This is a genomic window from Sphingobium sp. PAMC28499, from assembly GCF_004795815.1.
GTDB classification, from domain to species: domain Bacteria; phylum Pseudomonadota; class Alphaproteobacteria; order Sphingomonadales; family Sphingomonadaceae; genus Sphingobium; species Sphingobium yanoikuyae.
In genome coordinates this window covers 1,242,406-1,268,625 of record NZ_CP039248.1, presented here as the reverse complement: position 1 = coordinate 1,268,625, position 26,220 = coordinate 1,242,406, and the positions used below count along the sequence as shown (strand labels likewise).

Annotated in this window: 30 protein-coding genes and 1 riboswitch; of the genes, 19 read left to right on the top strand and 11 right to left on the bottom strand. The window is 66.1% G+C overall.

Translation table 11 applies throughout. The annotated features are described in order from the left end of the window. Positions 1 to 21: 21 nt before the first annotated feature. Entirely contained in the window at positions 22 to 528 is a 507-nt protein-coding gene (locus tag E5554_RS06090) for a hypothetical protein (RefSeq protein ID WP_237235369.1), read from the bottom strand. Between the two features lie 101 nt (positions 529 to 629). Between E5554_RS06090 and E5554_RS06085 the strand changes: the two genes are divergently transcribed. After that, the gene (locus E5554_RS06085; protein ID WP_004209861.1) at positions 630 to 1,022 is read left to right on the top strand and encodes a VOC family protein; all 393 of its coding nucleotides are present in this window, start codon (positions 630 to 632) and stop codon (positions 1,020 to 1,022) included. Between the two features lie 21 nt (positions 1,023 to 1,043). Next, positions 1,044 to 1,577, top strand: a complete 534-nt coding sequence (locus tag E5554_RS06080; protein WP_004209859.1) for a peroxiredoxin — start codon at positions 1,044 to 1,046, stop codon at positions 1,575 to 1,577. Positions 1,578 to 1,601: 24 nt separating this feature from the next. Here the strand turns inward: E5554_RS06080 and E5554_RS06075 are convergent, their stop codons facing one another. Next, on the bottom strand, positions 1,602 to 2,513 hold the full coding sequence (locus E5554_RS06075) for a dienelactone hydrolase family protein (RefSeq protein ID WP_136186262.1): 912 nt from the start codon (positions 2,511 to 2,513) through the stop codon (positions 1,602 to 1,604). Between the two features lie 239 nt (positions 2,514 to 2,752). Beyond that, a complete protein-coding gene (locus E5554_RS22965) occupies positions 2,753 to 2,920 on the bottom strand; it encodes a hypothetical protein (RefSeq protein WP_168708684.1) in 168 nt (55 codons plus the stop codon). A 143-nt stretch (positions 2,921 to 3,063) separates the two neighbouring features. On the opposite strand from E5554_RS22965, the gene E5554_RS06070 reads away from it, so the two are divergent. Together E5554_RS06070 and guaA are read left to right on the top strand one after the other, a co-directional pair. Next, a complete protein-coding gene (locus tag E5554_RS06070; protein ID WP_136186261.1) occupies positions 3,064 to 4,299 on the top strand; it encodes a TCR/Tet family MFS transporter in 1,236 nt (411 codons plus the stop codon). Between the two features lie 182 nt (positions 4,300 to 4,481). Continuing rightward, positions 4,482 to 6,053 carry a glutamine-hydrolyzing GMP synthase gene (gene guaA, locus E5554_RS06065; RefSeq protein ID WP_017499169.1) on the top strand — a complete coding sequence of 524 codons (1,572 nt, stop codon included), beginning with the start codon at positions 4,482 to 4,484 and terminating at the stop codon, positions 6,051 to 6,053. Between the two features lie 79 nt (positions 6,054 to 6,132). Here the strand turns inward: guaA and E5554_RS06060 are convergent, their stop codons facing one another. Next, positions 6,133 to 7,173, bottom strand: coding sequence for a sensor domain-containing diguanylate cyclase (locus E5554_RS06060; protein WP_168708683.1), 1,041 nt, complete (start codon positions 7,171 to 7,173; stop codon positions 6,133 to 6,135). A 213-nt stretch (positions 7,174 to 7,386) separates the two neighbouring features. Further along, positions 7,387 to 8,226: a LysR family transcriptional regulator gene (locus E5554_RS06055; protein ID WP_136186259.1), complete on the bottom strand. Its 840-nt coding sequence runs from the start codon at positions 8,224 to 8,226 to the stop codon at positions 7,387 to 7,389. A gap of 102 nt (positions 8,227 to 8,328) precedes the next feature. Here E5554_RS06055 and E5554_RS06050 point away from each other — a divergent pair, with 102 nt between their 5' ends. Beyond that, positions 8,329 to 9,789, top strand: a complete 1,461-nt coding sequence (locus E5554_RS06050; protein WP_136186258.1) for an amidohydrolase family protein — start codon at positions 8,329 to 8,331, stop codon at positions 9,787 to 9,789. A 4-nt stretch (positions 9,790 to 9,793) separates the two neighbouring features. On the opposite strand, the gene E5554_RS06045 is transcribed toward E5554_RS06050, so the two are convergent. Then, the gene (locus E5554_RS06045) at positions 9,794 to 10,570 is read right to left on the bottom strand and encodes a carbonic anhydrase (RefSeq protein WP_136186257.1); all 777 of its coding nucleotides are present in this window, start codon (positions 10,568 to 10,570) and stop codon (positions 9,794 to 9,796) included. 95 nt (positions 10,571 to 10,665) lie between these two features. Between E5554_RS06045 and E5554_RS06040 the strand changes: the two genes are divergently transcribed. Then, entirely contained in the window at positions 10,666 to 11,850 is a 1,185-nt protein-coding gene (locus E5554_RS06040; protein ID WP_136186256.1) for an aminotransferase, read from the top strand. Here E5554_RS06040 and E5554_RS06035 read toward each other — a convergent pair. From E5554_RS06035 to E5554_RS06025, 3 genes are all read right to left on the bottom strand, one after another. Further along, positions 11,739 to 12,317 carry a hypothetical protein gene (locus E5554_RS06035; protein WP_247594391.1) on the bottom strand — a complete coding sequence of 193 codons (579 nt, stop codon included), beginning with the start codon at positions 12,315 to 12,317 and terminating at the stop codon, positions 11,739 to 11,741. The two genes, E5554_RS06040 and E5554_RS06035, sit on opposite strands and share 112 nt — an antisense overlap. Before the next feature lie 58 nt (positions 12,318 to 12,375). Further along, positions 12,376 to 13,161: an SDR family oxidoreductase gene (locus tag E5554_RS06030; RefSeq protein WP_136186255.1), complete on the bottom strand. Its 786-nt coding sequence runs from the start codon at positions 13,159 to 13,161 to the stop codon at positions 12,376 to 12,378. Positions 13,162 to 13,294: 133 nt separating this feature from the next. After that, positions 13,295 to 14,125 (bottom strand): alpha/beta hydrolase, encoded by an 831-nt coding sequence (locus tag E5554_RS06025; RefSeq protein ID WP_136186254.1) that lies wholly within the window; start codon positions 14,123 to 14,125, stop codon positions 13,295 to 13,297. 131 nt (positions 14,126 to 14,256) lie between these two features. On the opposite strand from E5554_RS06025, the gene E5554_RS06020 reads away from it, so the two are divergent. After that, positions 14,257 to 15,240, top strand: a complete 984-nt coding sequence (locus E5554_RS06020; RefSeq protein WP_136186253.1) for a GlxA family transcriptional regulator — start codon at positions 14,257 to 14,259, stop codon at positions 15,238 to 15,240. A 77-nt stretch (positions 15,241 to 15,317) separates the two neighbouring features. After that, positions 15,318 to 16,799, top strand: a complete 1,482-nt coding sequence (gene rmuC / locus E5554_RS06015; protein ID WP_037518435.1) for a DNA recombination protein RmuC — start codon at positions 15,318 to 15,320, stop codon at positions 16,797 to 16,799. Between the two features lie 12 nt (positions 16,800 to 16,811). On the opposite strand, the gene E5554_RS06010 is transcribed toward rmuC, so the two are convergent. Next, positions 16,812 to 17,828 carry an acyltransferase gene (locus E5554_RS06010; RefSeq protein ID WP_136186252.1) on the bottom strand — a complete coding sequence of 339 codons (1,017 nt, stop codon included), beginning with the start codon at positions 17,826 to 17,828 and terminating at the stop codon, positions 16,812 to 16,814. 35 nt (positions 17,829 to 17,863) lie between these two features. Between E5554_RS06010 and E5554_RS06005 the strand changes: the two genes are divergently transcribed. The 10 genes from E5554_RS06005 to E5554_RS05960 all read left to right on the top strand — a co-directional run bounded on the left by E5554_RS06005 (position 17,864) and on the right by E5554_RS05960 (position 24,907). Further along, on the top strand, positions 17,864 to 18,493 hold the full coding sequence (locus tag E5554_RS06005; RefSeq protein WP_136186251.1) for a nicotinate-nucleotide adenylyltransferase: 630 nt from the start codon (positions 17,864 to 17,866) through the stop codon (positions 18,491 to 18,493). 12 nt (positions 18,494 to 18,505) lie between these two features. Continuing rightward, positions 18,506 to 18,895 carry a ribosome silencing factor gene (rsfS, locus tag E5554_RS06000; protein WP_004209841.1) on the top strand — a complete coding sequence of 130 codons (390 nt, stop codon included), beginning with the start codon at positions 18,506 to 18,508 and terminating at the stop codon, positions 18,893 to 18,895. A gap of 53 nt (positions 18,896 to 18,948) precedes the next feature. Continuing rightward, entirely contained in the window at positions 18,949 to 19,371 is a 423-nt protein-coding gene (locus E5554_RS05995) for a 23S rRNA (pseudouridine(1915)-N(3))-methyltransferase RlmH (RefSeq protein WP_004209840.1), read from the top strand. A gap of 57 nt (positions 19,372 to 19,428) precedes the next feature. Then, complete coding sequence (locus E5554_RS05990; RefSeq protein WP_136186250.1) at positions 19,429 to 20,679, top strand: peptidoglycan DD-metalloendopeptidase family protein; 1,251 nt, start codon at positions 19,429 to 19,431, stop codon at positions 20,677 to 20,679. 119 nt (positions 20,680 to 20,798) lie between these two features. Next, a complete protein-coding gene (locus E5554_RS05985) occupies positions 20,799 to 21,233 on the top strand; it encodes a hypothetical protein (protein WP_168708682.1) in 435 nt (144 codons plus the stop codon). Positions 21,234 to 21,357: 124 nt separating this feature from the next. Continuing rightward, positions 21,358 to 22,713, top strand: coding sequence for a S41 family peptidase (locus E5554_RS05980; RefSeq protein WP_125998445.1), 1,356 nt, complete (start codon positions 21,358 to 21,360; stop codon positions 22,711 to 22,713). A gap of 73 nt (positions 22,714 to 22,786) precedes the next feature. Beyond that, a complete protein-coding gene (locus E5554_RS05975) occupies positions 22,787 to 23,281 on the top strand; it encodes a disulfide bond formation protein B (RefSeq protein WP_010336967.1) in 495 nt (164 codons plus the stop codon). Next, a complete protein-coding gene (locus tag E5554_RS05970; protein WP_136186248.1) occupies positions 23,278 to 23,832 on the top strand; it encodes a demethoxyubiquinone hydroxylase family protein in 555 nt (184 codons plus the stop codon). The genes E5554_RS05975 and E5554_RS05970 overlap by 4 nt, the downstream gene beginning before the upstream one ends. Before the next feature lie 15 nt (positions 23,833 to 23,847). Continuing rightward, entirely contained in the window at positions 23,848 to 24,408 is a 561-nt protein-coding gene (locus E5554_RS05965) for a hypothetical protein (RefSeq protein ID WP_010336965.1), read from the top strand. Positions 24,409 to 24,505: 97 nt separating this feature from the next. Next, entirely contained in the window at positions 24,506 to 24,907 is a 402-nt protein-coding gene (locus E5554_RS05960; protein WP_170828704.1) for a hypothetical protein, read from the top strand. A 9-nt stretch (positions 24,908 to 24,916) separates the two neighbouring features. Here the strand turns inward: E5554_RS05960 and E5554_RS05955 are convergent, their stop codons facing one another. Beyond that, complete coding sequence (locus E5554_RS05955; RefSeq protein ID WP_097385237.1) at positions 24,917 to 25,333, bottom strand: DUF1801 domain-containing protein; 417 nt, start codon at positions 25,331 to 25,333, stop codon at positions 24,917 to 24,919. Between the two features lie 34 nt (positions 25,334 to 25,367). Further along, positions 25,368 to 25,475: riboswitch (yybP-ykoY riboswitch) on the top strand. 94 nt (positions 25,476 to 25,569) lie between these two features. Here E5554_RS05955 and E5554_RS05950 point away from each other — a divergent pair. Further along, complete coding sequence (locus E5554_RS05950) at positions 25,570 to 26,148, top strand: TMEM165/GDT1 family protein (RefSeq protein ID WP_136186247.1); 579 nt, start codon at positions 25,570 to 25,572, stop codon at positions 26,146 to 26,148. The last annotated feature ends 72 nt before the right edge of the window (positions 26,149 to 26,220 follow it).

Genomic DNA, 26,220 nt, shown 5'->3' with positions numbered 1-26,220 from the left:
CTGCGCGCCGGGGGAAGCGGTTCAGGCGGCCGGGGTGCAGCGCTTGCGCACGATCGCCGTGCCGTCATTGGTGATGGTAAGCTGCTGCCCATCGGTCGAGGGACGCAGCATCAGGGTCCGGGTCCAGCTTTCGCCCTCACCCGTGAAATTGGCGACGACCGCCAGCCGCCCCTCCCCCTCGCGCGTGACGCGCTGCACCGTGCCGACGCTTTCATGGAAGATCAGGCTGGCCGCGGTCAGTTCCAGCGCCTGGGCCGCCGCCCGGTCGCCGCAGCGTTCCTTGGTGCCGGTCCAGCGCCCCTGCAACGCGATCGGGATCGCGTTGGCGTGGAGCGCGTCCCCCTTGGCTACCGGCAGGTCGGGCGCAGGCTCGACCGGGGTGATGGCATTGGCGCCGGGCGGGACATCGCGCGTGCTGGGCAAGGCCTGGTCCAGAATGTTGGTGACCATGCCGGACTGATTCTGTTCCTTGCTGCCGCAACCGGCGAGCAGTAGCAGCGGAAGGGCGAGGAGAAAATGGTTACGCATGCGATGCCAACCCGGCAGGGCGGCATCGGGTTCCCCCAACCCTCGCGTGACCAGCTATCGCGGCCATGCTATCACCGCCACGACAATCGAGGAGGGATGCCATGCCGGTCCTGGGAATGGGCGGACTTTTCTTTCGCGCGCGTGATCCGCAGGCGCTGTCCGCCTGGTATCGCACCCATCTGGGCGTCGGCGGCGGATGCAGCGCCGATCCCGACATTCCGGCGGTCAACGAATATGTCTGGCAGACGCTGGGCGGGCCAATGGTCTTTTCCCCGTTCAAGCAGGACAGCGACTATTTCGCCGCCGACAAGAGCTTCATGATCAATCTGCGCGTGTCCGATCTCGACGGGCTGCTGGCGGACTTGCGCGCGGCGGACGTTGAGGCCATCACCAAGCCCGAATGGGATCATCCCGATGTCGGGCGCTTTGCCCGCATCCATGATCCCGAGGGCAATGCCATCGAATTGTGGGAACCGCCCACCCCCGCCGCCTGACCGACCCATGGGAGCTAGATTATGAAGAGCGCGAAGATCATCCTGGCCCTGGCGGCCGCAGCCCTGGGCACGCAGGGCAGCATGGCGGCACTGGCGGTCGGCGCCAAGGCGCCGGAATTCACCACGCGCGGCGCGCTGGCCGGCAAGACCTTCACCGTCACCCTGTCGCACCAGTTGAAGCGCGGGCCGGTGGTCCTCTATTTCTTCCCCAAGGCCTTCACGCCGGGCTGTTCGGCCGAAGCGCGCGAGTTCGCCGAGAATATCGACAAGTTCAAGGCGGCCGGCGCCACCGTGATCGGCATGTCGGCCGATCCGGTCGACGATCTGGTCGCCTTCTCCACCAAGGAATGCGCCGGCAAGTTCGCGGTCGCCTCGGCCGGGCCGAACATCGTGTCGGGCTATGATGTCGCGCTCAAGATGCGGCCGGGCATGACCGACCGCACCTCCTATGTGATCGCGCCCAGCGGCCGCATCGCCTTCGTCCATAGCGAGATGAGCTATGCCGGCCATGTGAAGAGCACGCTGGCTGCCGTCGAGGCGATGAAGCAGAAATAAGGCGCAACGGCGAAGGGGTGCCGGTCACCCCTTCACATATTTGTCGAACCAGCCGATCGTTTCATTCCAGGCGGCCTTCGCCGCTGCTTCATTATAGCTGGGCCGATAATCGGCCATGAAACCATGGTCGGCGCCGGCATGGACCGTGATCGCATCGGGCGGCGACTTGCCCGCCGCCTTGAGCGCGGCGCGCATCGCCTCGACATCGGCCTGCGGTATGCCCTTGTCCAACTCGCCATATTGGCCGAGCACCGGCGCCTTGAGCTGCCCCACCTCCTCGATCACAGACAGGGTCTGGAGGTCGTTCTTCTGGGTCACGAGCCGGCCATAGAAGGCGACGCCGGCGTCGAGCGCGGCGCTGTGCGCGGCATAGAGCCAGACCACCCGGCCACCCCAGCAGAAGCCGGTAATGCCGCGCCGCGCCGCGTCGCCGCCATGGGTGCCGGCAAAGGCATAGGTGGCATCGATGTCGGACAGGACCTGCGCGTCGGGCGCCTTGCTCACGATCTCCGCCACCAACTGCTTGAAGTCGCTGACCTTGGTCGCGTCGCCATGGCGGGCGAACAGATCCGGCGCGACCGCATGATAGCCCGCTTTGGCGAAGCGCCGGCACATGTCGCGCACCCATTCATGGACGCCGAAAATCTCATGCACGACGACGATCACCGGCGCCTTCATCTTGCCCGCCGGCCGGGCGACGAAGCCGGGCATGGCGAAACCGTCGCTGGTCGGGATCGAGACCGCCTCCTCCACCAGCCCGTCGGCCGAGGTCTGGATGGTGCTGGCCGCGACCGGCTGGCAGGCGGCGGCAAAACCGGCGGCAAAGGCGCCGCCGGCGAGGATGTGACGCCGGCTGAGCCCGGTCGAGGCGATCCAGTTGCGATCCTCCGCCAGCCGCTCGACGGGAAACGGCACATCATCGCGATCGGTGGTCATCGGCGCTCTCCTGCTATGGACGGGCGCAGACTAGCCCAAGCCCACGGTCGCGCAAGCCGACGGAACAATCCCATGACGCCATCGCCGCCATCGCCGCTCCGATCGGCCCAATTTTAGGCGAGACACAGGAAATATGGCAGCTTGTCCGCAACTTGTGGCGGACTTGATTTCGATCAGCATGATTTTTCGGAACATCGCTGCGCCGGCCCAAGTTGAGCGCAGGCGGGTTATGATGCCCGTTAGGAGAGTGTGAGATGGCAAACCAGAACCAGAATCCCGGTCAGCAGGGCGGTCAGCCCGGCAAGCCCGACCAGCAGAACCAACAGGATGAACAGCGTCGCCAGCAAGGCGGCGGACAGCAGGAACGCCGCGACAATCAGGATCGCGAGCAGCGCTGATCCCTTCATGCATCCCATAGCATGAGCTGGGGCCGTCCCGCCGGGGCGGCCCTTTTTTTTGGGGGCGTCAGACATGCTGAAACGGCGCCCCATGCCTGAACATCGCGCCATCGCGCTTGGCATCGCCATCCCGGCAGGATAGCGCCTGCGCCATGACCGCCCCTGCCCATCCGCGCCGCACCGCCGCCATCGCCTTCATCCTGGTGACGGCGCTGCTCGACGTCATGTCGATGGGCATCGTCATCCCGGTGCTGCCGCAACTGATCGAAACCTTGTCCGGCTCCAGCAGCAGCGCGGGCCTGTGGAACGGCCTGTTCGTCGCGCTCTGGGCGGCGATGCAGTTTCTCTGCTCGCCGGTGATCGGTTCGCTGTCCGATCGCTTCGGGCGCCGACCGGTCATCCTGATCTCGGTCGCGGGGCTGGCGCTCGACTATGTGCTGATGGCGCTCGCGCCCAATCTCTGGTGGCTGGCGCTGGGCCGCATCCTTGCCGGCATCACCTCGTCCAGCTTCACCTCCACCTTCGCCTATATGGCCGACATCACCCCGCCCGAGGGCCGGGCGCGGGGCTATGGCCTGATCGGCGCGGCGTTCAGCGCGGGCTTCGTCGCCGGGCCGCTGCTGGGCGGCGTGCTGGGCGAAATCTCGCACCGTGCGCCCTTCTGGGCGGCGGCAAGCCTGTCCGGCCTCGCCTTTCTCTATGGCCTCATCGTGCTGCCGGAATCGCTCGCCCCGGAAAAGCGCATGGCGTTCAGCTGGCGTCGCGCCAATCCTTTCGGCGCGCTGCAATTGCTGCGCTCGCACCCCGAATTATCGAGCCTCGCGATCGTCAATTTCCTCCTCTATTTCGCCCATCATCTCTTCTCGGCCGTGTTCGTCCTCTATGCCGGCGACCGCTATGGCTGGGGCGCCTGGCAGGTCGGCACCCTGCTGGCGATGGTCGGTCTGCTCGACATGGCGGTGCAGGGCCTGCTGGTCGGCCCGGTGGTGAAGCGACTGGGCGATCGCACGACGATGGTCGTGGGCCTCGGCTTCGGCGCGGTCGGCATCGCCGCCATGGGCCTGGCGCCGACAGGCTGGCTGTTCGTCGCCGCCATGTTCCCCAATGCGCTCTGGGGCCTCGCCATGCCGACCATCCAGTCGCTGATGACGCAGCGCGTCTCCGAAAGCGAACAGGGCCAGTTGCAGGGCGCCAACAACAGTGTCGGCGCGATCGCCGGCATCGTCTCCCCGCTCTTCTTCGGCGCGGTCTATTCCGCCTCGGTCGGCACCCGCCCGATCCTGCCCTTCATCGGCAGCGCCTTCCTGATCGCGGCGCTGGTGCTCGCCGGCGCCGCCCTGCTCGGCCGCGCAGCGGGACGCAAGCAGGATGATCCTGCGCCGGCCTAGAGCATTCTGAAGTCGGCTAGAACAGCCGACGACTCGCAGAATGCGGCAAATAAAAGAAAATCAGAGCATCATCCGATTTACCCTAATCGGATGATGCTCTGAACCGGGAAAACTGGACATATCGGGGCGGTGCGACTAACCGGGCGCGAATCCCTTCCACCGCTCGACATAAAGGCGATTCGATGACGCTGCCCCTTCAGGATTCCATCCTTATCGTGGACTTCGGCAGCCAGGTGACTCAGCTCATCGCCCGGCGCGTGCGCGAAGCCGGCGTCTATTCCGAGATCGCCCCCTTCACCCAGGCCCAGGCCGCGTTCGACCGCATGAAGCCCAAGGGCATCATCCTGTCCGGTTCGCCCGCCGGCGTGCCGGAGGAAGGCAGCCCGCGTGCGCCGCAGGCCCTGTTCGACGCCGGCGTGCCGATTCTGGGCATCTGCTACGGCCAGCAGGTGATGAGCCATCAGTTGGGCGGCGAAGTGCGCCCCGGTCACGAGACCGGCGAAGGCGGCGAATTTGGCCGTGCCTTCCTGACCGTGACCGAACCCTGCGCCCTGTTCGACGGGCTGTGGGAAGTCGGCGAACGGCATCAGGTGTGGATGAGCCATGGTGACAAGGTCACGAAATTCGCGCCCGGCTTCAAGATCGTGGCCGTGTCGGACGGCGCCCCCTTCGCGGTGATCGCCGACGAGGAACGCAAATTCTACGGCACGCAGTTCCACCCCGAAGTCGTGCATACGCCCGACGGCGGCAAGCTGATCGCCAATTTCGTCCGCCATGTCTGCGGCCTGGCCGGCGACTGGACCATGGCCGAATTCCGCCAGGTCAAGATTGCCGAAATCCGCGAGCAGGTCGGCACCGGCCGGGTCATCTGCGGCCTGTCGGGCGGCGTCGACAGCGCGGTGGCCGCCGTGCTCATCCATGAAGCGATCGGCGACCAGCTCACCTGCGTGTTCGTCGATCATGGCCTGATGCGTCTGGGCGAAGCCGAGCAGGTGGTCAGCCTGTTCCGCGAACATTATGGCATCAAGCTCGTTCATGTGAACGCCGAGGAACGCTTCCTGGGTGGCCTCGCCGGCCTCACCGACCCGGAAAAGAAGCGCAAGTTCATCGGCGGCGAATTCATCGCCGTGTTCGAGGAGGAAGCCGCCAAGATCGGCGGCGCCGACTTCCTGGCGCAGGGCACCCTCTATCCCGACGTGATCGAATCGGTCAGCTTCACCGGCGGGCCTTCGGTGACGATCAAGTCGCACCATAATGTCGGCGGCCTGCCCGAACGCATGAACATGAAGCTGGTCGAGCCGCTGCGTGAATTGTTCAAGGACGAAGTCCGCGTGCTGGGCAAGGAACTGGGCCTGCCTGACATCTTCGTCGGCCGCCATCCCTTCCCTGGCCCCGGCCTTGCCATCCGCATCCCCGGCGAAGTCACCAAGGAACGCTGCGACATCTTGCGCAAAGCCGACTTCATCTATCTGGAGGAAATCCGCAACGCGGGCCTCTACGACGCGATCTGGCAGGCCTTTGCCGTGCTGCTGCCGGTCCGCACCGTCGGCGTGATGGGCGATTACCGGACCTATGACAGCGTCTGCGCCGTGCGCGCGGTCACCTCGACCGACGGCATGACCGCCGACATCTATCCCTTCGACGCCGCCTTCCTCAGCCGCGTCGCGACCCGCATCATCAACGAGGTCAAGGGCATTAACCGGGTGGTCTATGACTACACCAGCAAGCCCCCCGGCACGATCGAGTGGGAATAAACCGGATTAAATGACCGTCCGGGGGACGGTCATCCGGTTTGTTCGGCCGCGCAAGCGGCCGCCTCCTTCGCCTCACGCCCTACATAGCCGCCGGCGCGAATTCGATGCGATTGCGGCCCAGGCTTTTCGCCCGATAGAGCGCTGCATCGGCCCGGCTGTAGATTTCGTCGAACGCCGGTTCGGGCGGGGCGACGCAGACTGCACCGATGCTGGCTGTGACGGGGATCATGCCCTGGCCGGTCTCGACCGGCATGGCCCGCATCCGCTGCAACAGGCGCTCCAGCAACGCATGGAAATCCAGCGCGTCGATATCCTGGACCGCGATCAGGAATTCCTCGCCGCCGAAACGCGCGATCAGGTCGCCCTTGCGGCACACGCCGTGGAGCAATTGCCCGACCTGTACCAGCACCCGATCACCGACATCATGACCGAAGCGGTCATTGATCGCCTTGAAATGATCAAGGTCGATTAGCGCCACGCCATGCCCCCTTCCCGACGTGCCGATCGCCTTGAAATGCTCGATAAAGGCTCGGCGATTGAGCGTATCGGTCAGCGGATCGCGATCGGCCAGTTGCTGAAGACAGTCGGCCTGGCGATGGATATGCATCAGCGCCGCGATGAAATGGGCCATCGCCGACAAGCGCCGTTCGTCGCCACTGTCAAAGGCGTTGCATATGGTCCGGCCGACATTGATCGTGCCGAAACATTGGTTGCCACTGAACAGCGGCACGTCGAGGCAGGAGAGGATGCCATGGCTGGCCAGCATCTGCGCATCCAGATCGGCCGATCGCGCCAGGTCGTTGCACCATTCCGCCTGCGCCGTGGAAAAGACCCGGCCGACCATCGTGCCGGCAATCGGGATCGGCGTATCGCGGGGAATGGCGTCATTCCCCTCCAGCGCGATCAGCTTGAGATGCGTATCCGTATCGATGAGCGTGATCGAGGTGCGGTCCGCCTCGAAGATCGACCGGAACCAGCAAGCGACGATGGCCGGTATGTCGGCCATGGATTGCGACGCGGCAAGATCATTGATGAACTGGAGCGGCAGCCGGATATCCTCCGCGGCCGATAGGGTTTCGCCGGATGCGGCGGCCGGCACGGGCCTGGCTACGCTATCCATGTCCTCTCTTTCCCATGGCCTCGTCCGACAAGGAACCATCCAACGACAGAATGGCCGATGTTCGGGATTGCCATGCAATCAACAGGCCCAATATTTACAGCCATGCTTGAAAATCTCAAGAAAAAGCGTATTTTACAGATAATATCTATTTGTATAACGCTACCATAATAGCGCGCCATCAGGCCTGGATTGTCCAACCTACCGTAACGGAAACTACCAGCGCGCCGCCAGAACCGCCGCCATCTGCGCCACCAGTTCGGCCGTCGGCCCGGCATCGTCCCAGGCATAGAGCGACACCCGCATATCGGCCTCCGTCCCGAACGGCGCATAGGGTCGCACCGCCCGTCCGGCGGCCGCGCGCATCGGCACCAGCGACAGGCCCATGCCCGCCTCCACCGCGGTCAGCACGCTGGTGAGGTCGCTACCGGTGAAGGCGACATGGCAGCGCCGCCTTTCCCGCCCGATCCGGTCGAACATCGCGTCGCGATAGAGGCCACCCGCCGGAAAGGCGACCAGCGGCAGCGGATCGGGCCAATCGCCCTGCCGGTCCGCGCTTTCATGCCAGCCGATCGGTTCGGCGAAACTGGCGCGACAATCGGCGCTCGACGTCGGTTCCTTGACAGCGATGATGTCAAACTCGCCCGAGCGGTATCGGCGCGTGAGATCACGGCTGAGCCCGGTGGTGACGTCCAGCCGCACCGCCCGATATTGCTCGGAAAAGCGGGCGAACACCCGCATCATGGCGCGACTGGCGATGTCGTCGGGCAGGCCGATGCGGATCGACGCGCTGCCGGCCGGATCGGCGAGCAGGCTTTCCGCCTCCTGCTGCAGCGACAGGATGCGCCTTGCATGGCCCAGCAGCCGCTCGCCCGCCGCGGTCGGCCGCACCGGCCGTGCCGCCCGATCGACCAGCATATGCCCCACCGCCTGTTCCAGCCGGCCGAGCTGCTGGCTGATGGTCGACTGGGTCATGTGCAGCCGCTGCGCCGCGATGGTGAAGCTGCCGCTGTCGGCGATCGCGACAAAGGCACGGAGCAGGCGCGGATCGAGCATGGCGTTCCATTTGGATCATGAATGATTGCCATTCATATATGTTGTTTGTCGATGATGCAGCCCCTGCCTATCCTGCGCGCCGCACAAGAACCGGGGATTTTCATGAAGACGCTTCTCGCCGCGCTGCTGGCCGCCACTGCCCTGTTGCCCCTGCCCACCGCAGCGAAGGCCGCGCCGGCCCGCGCCGACCTGTTGATCCGCCATGCGACGCTGGTCGATGTCGAGCATGGCCGGCTGGTCCCCAACCAGGCGGTCGCGACCAGGGGCGACCAGATCGTCGCGGTCGGCAACGACGGCACGATTGCCGCCGCCTGGCGCGCGGGCAAGAATGTCGAGGCCAAGGGCCGCTATCTGATCCCCGGCCTGTGGGACATGCATGTCCATTTCGGCGGCGGGCCGGACCTGATCGAAGAAAATAAGGCGCTGCTACCGCTCTATATCGCCAATGGCATCACCACCGTGCGCGATGCGTCGGGCGACCTGCCCTATGATGTGCTGCGCTGGCGCGGCGAGATTGCCGATGGTCGCCTGTTCGGCCCGACCCTGCTGAGTTCCGGCCCCAAGATCGAGGGGATCAAGCCGGTGTGGAAGGGTACGCTGGAAACCGGGTCGCAGGCCGATGTCGACCAAGCGATCGCCAAGCTCAAGGAATTGAACGTCAATTTCGTCAAGATCACGGACAGCACCCTGAAGCCCGAACTGTTCCTCTATGCCGTGCGCCAGGCGCGCGGCGCCGGGCTGCGTGCGTCGGGCCATATCCCGATGGCGCTGACCGTCAACCAGGCGATCGAGGCCGGGATCAGCTCGATCGAGCATATCGACTATGCGCACAAGGCGGGCGTGAAGGATGAGGCGCGGATCACCGCCGATTTCGCCGCCGGCAGGATCGACCGGGCACAGGCCAGCGCGCAGCTGGATGCCGGCTTTGACGAAGCCACCGCCATGGCGGCCTATCGCGACATGGCGGCGCGCGGCGTGTTCGTGACGCCCACGCTCAGCATCTCGCGCACCGTCGCCTATCTCGACCAGAACGATCACAGCGCCGATCCCGAACTGGCCTATATCGGCCCGCGCCTGCGCAAGACCTATGACTGGCGGATCGAGCGCGCGGCCAAGGCGACGCCCGAACAGATCGCCCAGCGCCACGCCATCTACGAGCATAATGCCGCGATCCTGCCGCTGTTGCAGCAGGCCGGCGTCACCATCATGGCCGGCACCGATGCCGGCTTCCTCAACAGCTTCGACTATCCCGGCTTCGCCCTGCATCAGGAACTGGCGCTCTATGTCGATCGCGGCCTGACCCCGGCCCAGGCGCTGGCCAGCGCCACCCGCGCCGGCCCGGCCTGGTTCGGCCTACTCGACCGCTATGGCGCGGTGGCGGAAGGCAAGCAGGCGGATATGGTCCTGCTGACCGCCAATCCGCTGGAGGATATCCACGCCACAAAGGCGATCGACGCGGTGATCCTGCGCGGCACGCTGCAGGACCGCGCCCGGCTCGACGCACTGCTGGCAGAGACGAAGGCGAAGGTCGCCGCCTGGAATGCGGCGGCAACCCGGCCCTGACGGATCAGCCGCGCATCAGCATGTCGGCCGGCACCGGCAGCATGTCGACCTTGCCGGTCGCCACGTCATAGACGGCGGCGACCACCTTCAGCGTGCCCGCCTTCACCTTCTCCTCGATCACCGGCGAGGCGTTGACCAGAGTCGCCGCCTGTACCAGCGCATTGGTGCGAGTGACGATGACCGCATCCTTGCTGCGGGCGAGATAGAGGGCGGGCAGGATCGCGGGGAAGAGCGCGCTGATCTGGCCCGGCACTTCGGGATTGTCGATCGCCGCCTTCACCGCACCGCAATTGCTGTGGCCCATCACGACCAGCGCCTTCAGCCCCAGCACCGCAACGCCATATTCCAGGCTGGCGACGATTTCGGGCGTGGTGATGTTGCCGGCGATGCGGGTGACGAACAGCCGGCCGATATATTCGTCGAACACCATCTCCACCGGCACACGCGAGTCGGCGCAGGAGAGGACGCCGACCACGGGCCATTGCCCCTCGGCCGCGCGCGCCTTGATGATCGACAGGTCCTGCAGATGGGCGGTCGGCTTGCCGGCGACGAAGCGGGCATTGCCGGCCATGATCTCGGCCAGAGCGGCGTCCGGCGTCATCGACGCATCCGGGCCGTCGGCGGCGGGCGCCGCCATCGCTGGTACGGACGGCAGGGCGGCCATGGCCACCCCACCCGCCATCGTCATCGCGGTCAGAAAGGCGCGGCGGGAGGGTGCGGCGCCATCCTCCTCCTGCGTCCCGTGCGGCTGGTCATGCATGCCATCGACGTCCGAACACATGGGTCTGTCTCCCTGTGATGAGGAGACATCATGATGCCGGACCGGTTTGCGCGAGGCAATGGAAAGACCTAGATCGGTCTATCGCCGACGATCCGATGGAGCCCCGCTTGCCCGACACCCAAATTGGCCACCCCGTCTATCGCGACATGCCGACCACCATCTTCGAGCATATGTCGGCCCGCGCGCGGGAGACCGGCGCGATCAATCTGGGACAGGGCTTTCCCGAGGGGCCGGGACCACAGGAAGTGCTGCAGGCGGCGGCGGATGCACTGCTGACCCGCTCCAGCCAATATCCGCCGATGCCGGGCCTGATCGAACTGCGCACCGCGCTGGCCGATCATTATGCCCGGTGTCAGGGGCTAGACCTCAGTCCGCAGGAAATCATCGTCACATCGGGCGCGACCGAGGCGATTGCCGCCAGCCTGCTGGCGCTGGTGCGGCCGGGGGACGAGGTGCTGATGCTGGCGCCGCTCTATGACGCCTATCTGCCGCTGGTCGAGCGGGCTGGCGGCGTGGCCAGGGTGGTGAAGCTGACCCCGCCCGACTGGCGCGTAACCCGCGACGCGCTGGAGGCGGCGATCACGCCCAGGACCCGCATCCTGCTGATGAACAATCCGGTCAATCCGACCGGCATCGTGCTGCGTGAGGCGGAACTGGCGCTGCTGGCCGACCTCTGCGTCAGCCATGACCTGATCACGCTGTGCGACGAGGTATGGGAGGAGACCGTCTATGACGGGCTGCCGCATCGCCCGCTGATCGGCTTTCCCGGCATGCGCGATCGCACGGTCAAGATCGGGTCGGCGGGCAAGATCTTCTCCGTCACCGGCTGGAAGGTCGGCTGGATGTGCGCCGCGCCGCCGATCGCCACCCTGCTCGCTCGCGCGCACCAGTTCCTGACCTTCACCACCCCGCCCAACCTGCAATGGGCGGTGGCGCAGGGGCTGGGCTGGCCCGATGATTGGCTCCGCGACCAGCGCGCCGCCTATCAGGCGTCGCGCGATCGGCTGGCGGCGGGGCTCATCAGGGCAGGCTATGTCGTGCAGCCGAGCGGCGCCACCTGGTTCCTGTCGATCGACCTGCCCGCGTCGGGCATCGCGATGGACGATGTGACCTTCTGCAACCGGATCATCGATGAAGCGGGCGTGGCGGCGATCCCGATCTCCGCCTTCTACCCCGACGATCCGGTCACCCATCTGGTCCGCCTCTGCTTCTCCAAGTCGGACGCGACGCTGGATCCGGCGATCGAGCGGCTCGCCGCCTTCCGCGCGAGCCTTGGCTGACGCAGGATCGCCGCGCCCAGGATCAGCATGAGGATCAGCAGAAGCGCCTGCGCCGCCAGAAAGGGCGGCTCCGTGCCGGTCGGTGCCAGCCGGTTGAGCGCCGGCACCTTGAGGAAGCTCTGTACGACAGCCACGAACAGGTTGAGCCACAAAGCGATGGTCGCGGTCACCGCATAGACGCCCCGCGCCCGGCCCCGCAGGCCAAGGCCGTAAAAGGCGGCGAAGGCGATGATCAGCACCAGCGTCGAGATAATGCCGACGCCGATCGCCGGGGTGAAGCCGCGAAAGGGAAAGAGGAAGCCGGTCAGGCTGGTGAGCAGGGTCGTCACCAGGAACAGGCCCTGCATTTTGGGCAGGACATGTCCCTTGGCCATGGCCGGCAGGGCGACAAGGCCGCTGACGATGCCGATCAGGCTGATCGCGACATGCAGGGCGATGAAGGCGGGAATGGAAAGACCGAGGATCATGATGCTTCTCCCTGGAAAATTCCCGTCACCCCCGCGAAAGCGGGGGTGACAAAAGAGGTCAGGCGCTCACCCGGTACCGGGGCGCCGCATCCTTGAGCGACAGGTTGGGCCGAAGCGCGGCCCGCGCGGCGAGATAGGCGTCGAGGTCAGCCCGGTCCGGCAAGGCAGGGATGGTGATCGCCTCGCCCATGTCGAGCCCGGCCAGCGCCGCGTCGACCATCACCTCGACATCCATCACCATGTGTGGCGGCAGGCCGGCAATCTGTTCCGCCGTCCAGATGGCGGTGCGGGTGATGCCGGGCAGCACCGCCTGCACCTTCACGCCCTTGCCGCCCAGTTCGACCTGCAGCGCCTCGGTAAAGGCCAGCACATAAGCCTTGGTCGCGGGATAGACGGCAGTGAAGCCGTCCGGCATCAGCGCGGTCACCGACGTGATGTTGATCAGCGTGCCTGCGCCCCTGGCCGCCAGCCGCGGCGCAATGGCGCGGGACAGCCGCGTCACCGCCAATATGTTGAGGTCTATGAGGCCGGTGAGATAGGCCGGGTCGGTCTCGACAAAAGCCTGTTCCCCGGCAATGCCGGCATTGTTGACGAGGCCGGTGATCGCGTCATCGTCGCGCAGCCGCGCCTCGACCCGCGCCAGATCGTCAGCTTGTGACAAGTCGGCGGCGATCACTTCCACGCTGACGCCACTGTCGGCGCGCAGGCGGGCGGCCAGCGCCTCCAGCTTTTCGGCGCGACGGGCGACCAGGATCAGATTGGCCCCGCGCCTGGCGAAGCGATCGGCATAGACCGCGCCGATACCGTCCGACGCGCCGGTAATGAGGATGGTGTCTTTGGTCATGGGATGTCTCCTTTGAAAGACTATTTTCCTGTTCGGGCTGAGCGAAGTCGAAGCCCTTGCCTGAGCGAAGCGAAGGCACCTCGCTCCGCTCGGTGGAACCCTTCGACTTCGCTCAGGGCGAACGGTATTTGTGTCAGCCGTTGATGAAAGCGAGCAGGTCGGAATTGAACCGGTCCTGGTGAGTCTGCGTCAGCCCATGGTCGGCGCCTTCATACACGATCAGCACCGCATCCGTAACGATCTTCACCGTCGACAGGGCAGCCGCGCCGATCGGCACGATCTGGTCGTCATCGCCATGGAGGACGAGGGTAGGCACATCGACCTTCGCCAGGTCGGCATGGAAATCGCTTTCGGAAAAGGCGCGGATCGAGTCGAGTTGCCCCTTGAGGCCGCCCATCATCCCCTGCCGCCAGAATTCTTGCACGATGCCCTCGGAGATGACCGCGCCGTCCCGGTTATAGCCGTAGAAGGGGATGGTCAGATCCCTGAAGAACTGGCTGCGATTGTCGAACGTGCCCTTGCGAATGCCGTCGAACACGTCGATCGGCAGGCCGCCCGGATTGGCTTCGGTCTTGAGCATCAGCGGCGGCACCGCGCCGATCAGCGCCAGCTTGGCGACCCGGCTGGTGCCATGGCGGCCAATATAGCGGGTGACTTCGCCGCCACCGGTCGAATGGCCGACCAGGATGATGTCGGACAGGTCCAAGGCCGCGATCAGATCGGCCAGATCGTCGGCATATTGGTCCATATTATTATTGTCCCACACCTGATCCGACCGGCCATGGCTGCGGCGGTCATGGGCGATGGTGCGGAAGCCTTGATTGGCGAAATAGACCATCTGCGCGTCCCAGGCGTCAGCGCTGAGCGGCCAGCCATGGGAGAAGAGGATCGGCTGGCCGTCACGCGGCCCCCAATCCTTGTAGAAGATGCGGGTGCCGTCCCTGGTGGTGACAAAGTTGCTCATGTGAAATTCCCTTCTTCTGTTCCAGAAGGGCGTCCTTCACGCCCTGTGCTTGCAGATTTAGGGGCAATGGCGGAGGATCGGGATTGGCGGTTCCGACATTAAGCGGGCCGATTCCGACAAAGGATTAGGACATGTCCGACACCAGCCTTCCGCGCGCCGAGGTGGGCATATTGCTCTATCCGGGCTGCCAGCAGGCGATGGTCCACGGCATGACCGACCTGATCGACATTGCCGGGCAGTTCTCGGTCCAGCATGGCGGCCCGGTGGTGCGCGTCAGCCATTGGCAGATGCAGGCCGATGGCTGCTTTGCCCGCAGCCATGACACGCATGAAGCATTGGGCGGCACGCCCGACATCTGGCTGGTCCCCGGTCGCCTGACCGGCGTGCCCGAGGCGGAAGAAGCCGCGCCCTATGCCCGCTGGCTGCTCGATCGCCATGCCGCCGGCGCCACCCTTGCTTCCAATTGTGGCGGCGCCTTCCTGCTGGCGGCGACCGGCCTGCTCGATGGTCGCCCGGCCACCACCCACTGGTGGTTCGCCGACGCCTTCCGCACCCGCTTCCCCGCCGTGAAGCTCGATTGCGACCGCATCGTCATCGACGATGGCGACATCATCACCGCCGGCGGGCTGATGGCCTGGACCGACCTTGGCATGCGACTGGTCGACCGGCTGCTTGGCCCGACGGTGATGCTCGACACCGCCAAATTCCTGCTGATCGACACGGCCGGGCGCGAGCAGAAGCATTTCGCCCGCTTCCTGCCGCGCCTGACCCATGGCGACGAGCCGATCCTGAAGGTGCAGCACTGGCTCGCCGCGCGGGAGGCGAAGGCGGTCAGCGTCAACGAGATGGCGGCGCAGGCCGCGCTGGAGGAACGCACCTTCCAGCGCCGGTTCAAGGCGGCGACGGCCATGACCCCGATCGAATATGTCCAGCATCTGCGCGTGGCGCGGGCGCGCGAGCATCTGGAATTTACCCGGCGCACGATCGACCAGATCGCCTGGAGCGTCGGCTATGAGGATGCCGCCGCCTTCCGCAAGCTGTTCCACCGCCTGGTCGGCCTGTCGCCGGGCGACTATCGCAGCCGCTTCGCCGCGCCCAGCGCGCAGGCGGCATGAAGGCACACACAAGGAAGCTTCTTGCGGCCGCCTCCTTCGCCCGCTAAGTTCCCGTTTCGTTCCCAAAAAGGATAGTTATGGACAGCCTCGCCGCCCTTCTCATTCCCGTCGCGCTGCTTATCGGCCTCGCCGTCGGCTGGCTGCTCAAGGGCAAGGCGCTGGCGCCGCTGACCACCGAAAAGGCCGATCTGGCCGGCAAGCTCGACATCGCCGCTGCCCAGCGCAACGGCGCGATCGCCGAACTGGCGGTGGAGAAGGAACGGGTCGCGCAGGGCATGAGCCAGCTCGCCCGGCTCGAATCCGCGCAGGCCGCGTCCGAACAGCGGATCGAGGCACTGCAGGCCGCCGCCAGCCAGCGCATCGAGTCGATCCAGACCGAGCGCGAGGCCGCGCTGCGCGACCTCGCCGCGCTCCAGTCCGACATCCATGCCCGCACCCAGGCGTTCGAGCAGCAGATCGCCGCGCTCAAGGACGCCAAGGAACAGCTCTCCGCCCAGTTCAGCGAAATCGGCGGCAAGCTGCTCGAATCCGCCCAGACCCAGTTCCTGACCCGCGCCGATCAGCGCTTCGCCCAGGCGAGCGAGAAAAGCGAGGCGCAGTTGAAGACGCTGCTCAATCCGGTCGAAACCACGCTCAAGCGCTATGAGGAAGGCCTCGCCCGCGTCGAGAAGGACCGGGTCGGCAGCTATGCCGAACTGCGCGAAGCGGTGCAGCAGGTTCATCTGGGTCAGGGGCAGGTGCGCGAGGAAACGGCCAAGCTGGTCAACGCGCTGCGCGCCGCGCCCAAGACGCGCGGCCGCTGGGGCGAGCAGCAGTTCAAGAATCTCATCGAAACCGCCGGTCTTTCTCCCTTCGTGGACTTCAAGGAGGAAGTGTCGGTCGCGGTCGAGGACGGCCGCCTGCGCCCGGACTTCGTCATCAACCTGCCCGGCGACCAGCAGATGGTGGTCGACGTCAAATGCTCGCTGGTCGCCTATCTGAACGCGGTCGATCAGGTCGATCCGGCGCTGCGCGACGCCCATATGCTCGACCATGCCCGTGCCATGCGCACCCATGCCGACGCACTGGGGCGCAAGGCCTATTGGGAACAGTTCGACAAGGCCCCTGACTTCGTCATCATGTATGTGCCGGGCGACAATTTCGTCACCGCCGCGCTGGAAGCGGACATGGAGCTTTGGGAGCGCGCCGCCAAGAATCGCGTGATCATCTGCGGCCCCGCCACCTTCCTGCCACTCGCCCGCACGCTGGCGGGCCATTGGCGCCAGGCCAAGATGCAGGAACAGGCGCAGCAGGTCGGCCAGCTTGGCAAGGAGCTGTATGAACGGCTCGCCGTCGCCGCGACCCACCTCAAGCGCCTCGGCTCCGGTCTCAACAGTGCGGTCTCCAACTATAACAGCTTCATCGGCAGCTTCGAAACCCGCGTCCTGTCCACCGGGCGCAAGTTCCGCGATCTCGACATCGAGACCGGCGGCAAGGAGATCGAGGCGATGGAGCCGCTCGACGTCCTCGCCCGCGACGCCCAGGCCGACGAAGCGCGCGCGCTGCCCGCGGCGGAATAGGATCGTCTGGGGCTAGCTTGCAGCCAAAGGCGCGGACGGAAGCGTCGCGGATCCCGGACGACGCGGCCGCGCCTGCATCCAGGCAATCAGCCCCGCAACCGCCAGGCTGGCGGCGACCCCGCCGGCCACGGGCACGCCCAGCATCAGCCCCGTCATGCAGACCGGGGCGTGAACGGCATAAAGCGGAAAGGATATCGCCCCCGCCGCCGTCATCCACCGCGATTGTCGCTGCCAGCGAAGCCCGCCCGCCAGCATCAGCGGACAGACCAGCAGGATGAAGACCATGCCACTGATCCAGCCATCCGCGTCGATCATCGTGCCGATGCCGAAATAGAGCGGCATCGCGACCAGGGCCGCCAGCGGCGGAACGGCAATGGTCGGCCTGTCGCGCCACCAGCGCCACAATATGACCCCCATGCCATAGGCGCACATCACCCGCGGCAGGCCGAAGAAGAAGCTGGCAGGCTGCGCCCCCACGTCCATCCCCACACGACTGGCGACAACCGCGAACAGGGTCGCGCTCAGCAGCACGACATGCACCAATATCCTGGTCGACAAGCAGCGCAGGACAAGGCCGTGGGCCATGTTGGCGATCAGTTCCAGGAGGATCGACCAGGCCGGCCCGTTCAACGGATAGAGACGCCCGGTGAAGAGGCTGGGAATCAGCAGCAGATTGGCAAGGGCCACCGGCCAGAGCGACATCTCATTGGTAAGGAGGAAGCCGGGCAGCGCGATCAGTCCGGCTATGGCCATCACTGGCAGGAAGCGTCGATATCGCGCACGAACAAAGTAGATGGTCGACAGCCCCTGCCCCAATCGCGCTTCATAAGTGCGCGCCATCACATAGCCGCTCAGCATGAAGAAGAAGTCGACCGCCAGATAGCCGTTGCCCCGCGCGTCGCCCGTGGTCCAGGTCAGCGCATGGAACAGCAGGACGCTGAGCGCGGCGATCCCGCGCAATCCATCGAATCCGATCAGCCGCCCCTGCATGGCGCGGCTATAGTGGGCAAGCCTTAAGAATCTGCCCATTGCCGCCCCGCCCCCGCGCTGGCATGGCTGCCCCCATGAAAAAGATCGGCCTGCTTGGCGGCTCCTTCAATCCGGCGCATGGCGGGCATCGCGCCATTTCGCTGTTCGCCAGGGACGCCCTGGGCCTCGACGAAATCTGGTGGCTGGTGTCGCCCGGCAATCCGTTGAAGCCCGCCAAGGGCATGGCGCCGCTGCCGGTCCGCCTCGCCCATGCGCAGAAAATCGCCCGCCGCGCACCGATTCGCGCCACTGCGATCGAGCGCCAATTGGGCACCCGCTACACCGTCGACACGCTGCGCACGCTCCGCCAGCGCTACCCCCGCAACCGCTTCGTCTGGCTGATGGGCGCCGACAATCTGGCGCAATTTGGCCAGTGGCGCGACTGGCGCGGCATAGCGCGACAGATGCCCATTGCCGTCATCGCCCGTCCAGGCTATGATGACGCTGCCCGTGGCTCTACGGCCATGAGCTGGCTGCGGCGCTTCGTCCGGTCCGCGCGCCAGAGTGCAGACTGGACGAATTGGAGACCACCGGCGCTCGTGCTATTGCGCTTTCGCCCTGATCCAAGATCGGCAACCCTGCTACGGCAGGCGGACCCCCTCTGGCATCGCGAATATGAAGCAACGTGTGTGCGCGATCCGCTCACGCGCCGGATGATCGTCTAGATTGGAGTTTAATTGACTAACCTCGCCCCTGCCAACGATACGGCGCCCGCCGCCGATAGCGTGGCCGCCCTGCACGCCCTTGTCATGCAGTCGCTCGACGACGACCAGGCGCAGGAAACCATCTCCATCCCCCTCGAAGGCAAGAGCAGCATCGCCGATCATATGGTGATCGCGAGCGGCCGTTCGTCGCGTCAGGTCGCGGCGATCGCCCAGCATCTGGCCGAACGGATCAAGAAGGCCACCGGCCGCTCCGCGCGGGTCGAAGGCCTGCCGGTCGCCGACTGGGTGCTGATCGATGCCGGCGACGTGATCGTCCATCTGTTCAAGCCGGAAGTGCGCAGCTTCTACAATCTGGAACGGATGTGGGGCTTCGTCGACGCACCGGTCGCGGGCAACGCCTGATCCTTGCCGTCGCGCCCTTCGACATGGGCGCGATGACAGGCTAGGGAGGAGCCATGCTCCTCCATATCATCGCGCGCGGCAAGATCGGGCGCTCGCCCGAGGCCGATCTGGTCGACCGCTATGTCAAGCGGCTGACCATGCCGCACAAAATCACCGAAATGCCCGACCGGGGCGGCAAGCTGCCGCCCGTCGGTCCCGGCACGGTGACGGTCATGCTCGACGAGAAGGGCAAGCAGCTTTCCTCGATGGACTTTGCCCGGCGGATCGAGGGCTGGCGCGACACCGGCACGCGCGAGATCCGCTTCCTGATCGGCGCCGCCGACGGCTTCGACGATGCCGAACGGACCAATGCCGACCTGCTGATCGCCTTTGGCGCCATGACCTGGCCGCACATGATCGCCCGCGCCATGCTCGCCGAACAGCTGTGGCGCGCCTGCTCGATCCTCGCCAACCACCCCTATCACCGCGAAGGCTGAGGCTCGACATGCCCACGGCTTGCGCCTAGTCAAAGCCCTATCGGGCGGGACAAGCGGTTGAAGCGCAGCATCATCAGCAACAGCATCACGGGCATCGCACTGGCGGGCATCGTGGCCCTTGTCGCCACGCGCCTGCCCGCCGCGAACGATGCCGCGATCATCCTGCCCGGCACCGCCGGCACCACGCTGGCACAGGAACAGAAGGCGCTGCGCGACGCCCGCCGCCAGTCGGTGGAGGCCGCCGACCGTTCGGTCCGGCTGGAGCGGCAGGCCGGCATGGCCCGTGACGAGGCCGAACAGGCCGGCCGCCGCGCCGCCGCCATGGCCGCCCGCATCCAGCAGGCCGAGGCCGATGTCCAGGCCGCCCAGGCCCGCATCGCCATCATCGCCCGCATGCAGCGCGCCCAGGCCGCGCGCCTCGCCGTCCGGCAGGAACCGGTGGTGCGACTGACCGCCGCGCTGCAGATGATGAGCCGCCGCCCGCTCGCCCTTGCCCTCGTCCAGCCGGGATCGATCAGCGACGCGGTCCATATGCGCGCGGTGCTGGGACAGGTGCTGCCGGTGATCGAGCAGCGCACCGCGGGCCTGCGCGCCGAACTGGACCGCAGCCGCGCGATCCGCGCCACCGCCCAGCAGGCCGCCGACGCCCTGACAAAGAGCCGCCGCGACCTCACCGATCGCCAGGCCGCCCTGCGCCAGCTCGAAACGCAAAAGCGCGTCGCCGCCCGCGACTATCGCGCCAATGCCGGGCTGGAGAGCGAACGCGCGCTGGCGCTGGGCGAGAAGGCGCGTGACATTGTCGACCTGATGGACCAGCTGGAGGTGGCGAGCGACCTGCGCGATCGCCTGGCGCAACTGTCCGGTCCGGTGCTGCGCCCCGCCCGCCCCGACCAGGCCGGTGCGCCCGCGCCCGACCGCGAGACGCTGGACAGCGGCCCGCCGCCCTATCGCCTGCCGGTCGTCGGCCAGCTCGTCACCGGCATGGGCGAGGTGAATGACGGCGGCGTGCGATCGCGCGGCCTGACCCTGGTGACCCAGGCCGGCGGCCAGGCAGTCGCGCCGACCGCCGGCCGCATCGCCTTTGCCGGCCCCTATCGCGGCTATGGCCAGATCCTGATCATCGACCATGGCCAGGGCTGGACCACCCTCATCACCGGCCTGCACCGCGTCACCGCCCAAGTCGGCGAGACCGTGCGCCAGGGCGACCCGGTCGGCCTCACCGCCGCCCAGGGCCGCCCCACCGTCACCATCGAACTGCGCCGCAACGGCCGCCCGGTGGACATCGTGCCGCTGGTGGGGCTGGGCTAACGCAATCGCAAGAATTGCCGCTTACGCCTGCTTGGGTGAACGCCCATACGCCTTTGCCCCTGCCCGCACATGAGATCTGGCCCGACCTGTGGCAGAGCGCCAGTGCTTGGCGGGGACGGATGATCGAAGAGTTTGCCCGCGCCGAGGCGGCCGTGACCGAGGCGTTGATCCAGCTTTCCAATGTCCCGACCAAGGGCAAGAACATCAATCTGCCCCATCTTGTGGGCCAGCGATTTGCCGCACTGGCCAAGGCCATCGGGACCGACGGCCCATTTGCCGTTGAAGGCAAGGCACTATCCAAGGCCCTGGAAGAGTTCATCGCCTTTGAAACGCTGCGCGCGACCTTGTGCCATGGCACACAGACCATCACCGTCGATCACAAAGGCCGATGGCACGTCACCTTGCGTTTGCAGGCATTACGGAACGGCAAAGTCGTGCGCGAGACGTTGGTGCTCGACGAAAACGAAGCCATCGAACGTTGCAAAATGATTCATGCGGCGCGGCAACGGCTCGAGTCCAAGATCAGCCTCATGATCAAGGCTCTCGCCGGATAAGGCAATAATCACCCCCATTAACCCCACGCTCATCGACGCCAGGCAACATTGGTCGAAGCGCGCTTTTGCGTTGGATAGCGAATCGACGTATATCGATCCCTTGATGCGGACTCCAAGGACAGCCATGAAATCCACCTTCCTGCAGGGCGCGGTCGCGCTCGGCGCGCTTGCGCTCATCCCCGCCACCACCGCGGCGCTCGCCGATGGCGAGGCATCGAGCTACAAGGCGCTCGACGAATTCATGGACGTCTTCCAGAAGGTCCGCAGCGACTATGTCGAGAAGGTCGACGACGAAAAGCTGATCAAGGGCGCGATCGACGGCATGCTCGCCAGCCTCGATCCGCACAGCAGCTTCCTCGACGCGCGCGATTTCCAGAATCTGCGCACCCAGACCGAGGGCAGCTATGGCGGCCTTGGCCTGTCGGTCACGCAGGAGGATGGCGCGGTCAAGGTGATCGCCCCGACCCAGGACACGCCGGCCTGGCGCGCCGGGATCAAGGCTGGCGACTATATCACCCATATTGACGGCCAGCTCATCTATGGCGGCACGCTGGACGAGGCGGTGGACAAGATGCGCGGCGCACCGGGCACCAGCATCAAGCTGACCATCGTGCGCACCGGCCGCGACAAGCCGATCGACCTGACCCTCACCCGCGAGATCATCGAGATCAAGCCGGTGAAGTGGGAAGTGAAGAACAATATCGGCGTCATCAACATCGTCAGCTTCTCGGCCAATACCGGCGCCGATGTCCGCTCGGCGATCCGCAGCATCGACAAGAGCCTGGGCCACAAGCCGACCGGCTATATCCTCGACCTGCGCTCCAACCCCGGCGGCCTGCTGGACGAAGCGGTGTCGACCAGCGACGTCTTCCTGGAGCGCGGCGAGATCGTATCGCAGCGCGGCCGCAACAAGGGCGATGTCGAACGCTATTATGCCAAGCCCGGCGATGACGCGAAAGGCCTGCCGGTGATCGTGCTGGTCGATGCGGGCTCCGCCTCGGCCTCCGAAATCGTCGCCGGCGCGCTGCAGGATCAGCATCGCGCGCTCATCATGGGTGAACGCAGCTTCGGCAAGGGCTCGGTCCAGACCATGTTGCCGCTGTCGAACACCACCGCGCTCAAGCTCACCACCGCGCGCTACTTCACCCCGTCGGGCCGCAGCGTGCAGGAAGGCGGCATCCAGCCGGACATCAAGGTGCCGCAGCTCAGCGACCCGGATTACAAGGACCGCCCCAAGTTCCGCGAAAGCGACCTGCGCCGCCACCTGATCAACGAGATCAAGACCGACGACGCCGCGCTGGAAGAGGACAGCAAGGAAGATCCGCGCTTCGCCCAGACCGCCGAGGAACTGAAGAAGAAGGGGATCGAGGACTTCCAGCTCGATTATGCGCTCAAGACCATTTCCCGCCTCGCCGGCACGCCGGGCGCCACCATCGCCCAGACCCAGCAGGCCGCTGCGCGCAAGCCCGGCGCGAAATGAATCGTGCCCGTTCGGATGACCGGACGGGCAAGTTCAGCATGACGAAAGGCGGACAAGGGTTTAAGCGGGCGATATGAACAGCTTGTCCCCCGCCCTGGGCCGCGCCCGCCTGCTTGCCCTGCTCGTGCCCGTGATCGCGCTGGGCACGGCCTATGCCTCCCAATATCTGGGTGGGCTGCATCCGTGCGAAATGTGCTGGTGGCAGCGTTATCCCCATATGGCCGCGATCCCGCTGGCGCTGGTCGCCTATGCGCTGCGCGGCCGCGCCTGCATGAGCGGCCTGTTCGCCGGTTTCGCCGGCATCGCCATCGGCATCAGCGGCGCCATCGGCCTGTTCCATGCCGGGGTCGAATATGGCTGGTGGGAAGGGTTGACCGCCTGCTCGACCACGCCGACCGGCGGCAGCAGCGCCGATATTTTGAGCCAGATCATGGCAACGCCGATCACCCGCTGCGATGTTGCGCCCTGGAGCCTCTTCGGCATTTCGCTGGCAGGCTATAACGGCCTCTTGTCGGGCGCGGCCGCGCTCGCCATCTTGGCCCTGCTGCTGAAAGCGAGGAAGGCATGAGCGCCACCAAGGATTTCCCGCGTCCCGGACGTCGCACCAATGCAACTGATCGCGCCTCCATGGTGCGCGTCGACCAGGCCGGCGAGTTCGGCGCGGTGCGCATCTATGCCGGGCAGCTTGCGGTGATGGGCGATCGCCATCCCTATGGCCGGCTGATCGCCGGCATGGCCGCGCAGGAGGAACGCCATCGCGCCGCCTTCGACGCGCTGATCGCCAAACGCGGCGTGCGCCCGACCGCGATCCATCCGATCTGGAATGTCGCCGGCTTCGCGCTGGGCGCCGTGACCGCCGCGATGGGGCCAAAGGCCGCCATGGCCTGCACCGCCGCGATCGAGACCGAGATCGACCTTCATTATGAGGAACAGTTGCAGCAACTGGGCGAGGATGATCCGGAACTCTCTGCCCTGATCAAGGATTTCCAGGCGGAGGAGGTCGAGCATCGCGACGCCGCCATCGCCCATGGCGCGGAACAGGCCCCGGCCTATCCGCTGCTGTCCGGCGCGATCCGCCTGGGTTGCCGCGCCGCCATCGCGCTGTCGAAGCGCATCTGAACAAGGGACGGACCGATGATGAAGACCCCGTTGATCGCTCTGGCCGCCGGCCTGATGCTGGGCACCGCCGCCCCCGCGCTCGCGCAGCAGGACAGCGCCCCCACAGCCGCCACCAGCACCGGCTCCGAAAAGGTCAATCTGGTCATCGTCTATGGCGATGATGCCTGTCCCCAGAGCCAGGGCGACGGCATCGTCGTGTGCGCCCGCAAGGGCGAGGAAGAACGCTACCGCATTCCCGAGCCGCTGCGCGGCGACCCCAACAAGCCCAGTAACCAGGCCTGGGGCGAGCGGGTGAAGTCGATGGAATATGTCGGCCGCGACGGCACCGAAAGCTGCTCGCCGGTCGGCGGCGGCGGCGCCACCGGCTGCTTCGCCAAACTGTCGCGCCTCGCCAAGGCGGAACGGCAGCAGGCCGACAATGCCAGCTGGAAGGATCTGGTCGAAGCCGAGCGCGCCAGGCGCCTGTCGACCATCGACGCCGACAGCGAAGCGATCGAAAAGCGCGTTCTGGCCGAGGAAAAGGCCGACGCCGATGCCAAGAAGGCGCAGGAACAGGAAGTGCCGCCCCGGCCGTGACGGCATGGGGCGTCCTGCGGCGTCTGTTCATATCGATCCCGCGCCAGTGCAGCGCGGGACGAACGGGGTGCAACCGGGGCGAATGAAGGAATTGATGATGCGTCTCCCCCGCCCCCTGCTGATCGCCGGCCTGGCCGCGCTGGCCCTGCCCGCCGCGCCGGCCGTCGCCCAGGACGATCCGCCGCAGAAGATCTTCAACCTCATCGTCTATGGCGATGATCCCTGCCCGACCGGCCAGGGCGAGGAAATCGTGGTCTGCGCCCGCAAGCCCGAATCCGAGCGCTATCGCATCCCCAAGAAGCTGCGCGAGAAACCCGAAGAAGTGGGTGGCCCCGGCTGGGGCAGCCAGGTCGCGACGATGGAACAGACCCAGCGCCAGATCCTGCCCAACAGCTGCTCGGCCATCGGCAGCAACGGCTTCACCGGCTGCACCGCCCAGATGCTGCAGCAATGGTTCGCCGAACGGCGGATGCAGCAGAGTAGTAGCAGCACGCCCTGAGCGCTTTTCCTAGCGCGGATACAGCCCGTCCATATGCGCCAGGCTCTGCACGATCAGCGCCTCCAGCGCCCCCATGTCGATATCGGCCAGCCGCTTGACATAGAGGCAGCCCTTGCCGCGCCGATGCCTGCCTAATGCCGTGAAATCGGCGTCATCCAGACCGGCGAGATAGAAGACCAGCTCCGCCTTGCGCGGCGCAAAGCCGATCCGGCACATGTCGCCCTCGCGCCCGCTGTCATAGCGATAATGATAGCGGCCAAAGCCGATGATGCTCGGCCCCCACAGCCGCGGCGACTCGCCCGACAGCCGCGCCATCAACGCCGCGACGACCCGACCATCCGCCTGTCGCTCGGCCGGTTCGACCGTGTCGAGATAGGCGGCGACATCCGCCATCGTCTCCGTGGTCTTGTTCTCGCCCGTCGCCATCGGCTTGCCTTTCGCGGCCTGTCCGACTACAGGCTAGCGCGTCATCTGGGGAGTAGCCAGCCGTTCCGCTGACGGGACGGGCCATATGTCAACATATTTGGCCGAGAGGCCATGGCATATGGGATGCGGTATCAGCCGCATCGGGCGAGACCAATGGCATCGGCTTCCCAGTCCGGCCGGGCGGGGAAGGCGGTGGCATTGTGTCTTTTTGTCAGAGCCCGGCCCGGACGATATTCATGGAACCCTTCCTCACCTCCACCGCCCTCGTCGCGCTCGCCGAAATGGGCGACAAGACGCAGTTGCTGGCCATGCTGCTCGCCACCCGCTTCCGCAAGCCGGTGCCGATCATCCTGGGCATCTTCGTCGCGACCATCGCCAATCATTTCCTCGCCGCGCTGGTCGGCCATTCGATCGCCGGGGTGCTGACCCAGCCCTGGTTCCGCTATGCCGTGGCGGGCAGCTTCATCGCCATGGCGCTCTGGACGCTGGTGCCCGACAAGATCGACGAGGATGCGCCGCTCAAGGCCCCGTCCAAGGCCGGCGTGTTCGTGACCACCCTGGTCGCCTTCTTCCTGGTCGAGATGGGCGACAAGACGCAGGTGGCGACCGTGGCGCTGGGCGCGCAGTTCGACAATCTGCTTGCCGTCACCGCCGGCACCACCTGCGGCATGATGCTGGCCAATGTCCCGGCCGTGCTGTTCGGCGAAGCGCTGGCCAAACGCGTGCCGATGCGCGCGCTGCAGATCGGCGCGGCGCTGCTCTTCCTGCTCTTGGGCCTGTGGATGATCGCCGGGCTGCAGGGCTGGATCGGCTGATTGGCTGGTCGCGTTTTCGCAAGCGTCGGGTGATATCACCCGATTAGAAAACGCTCCAGAAAAGGGAACGCC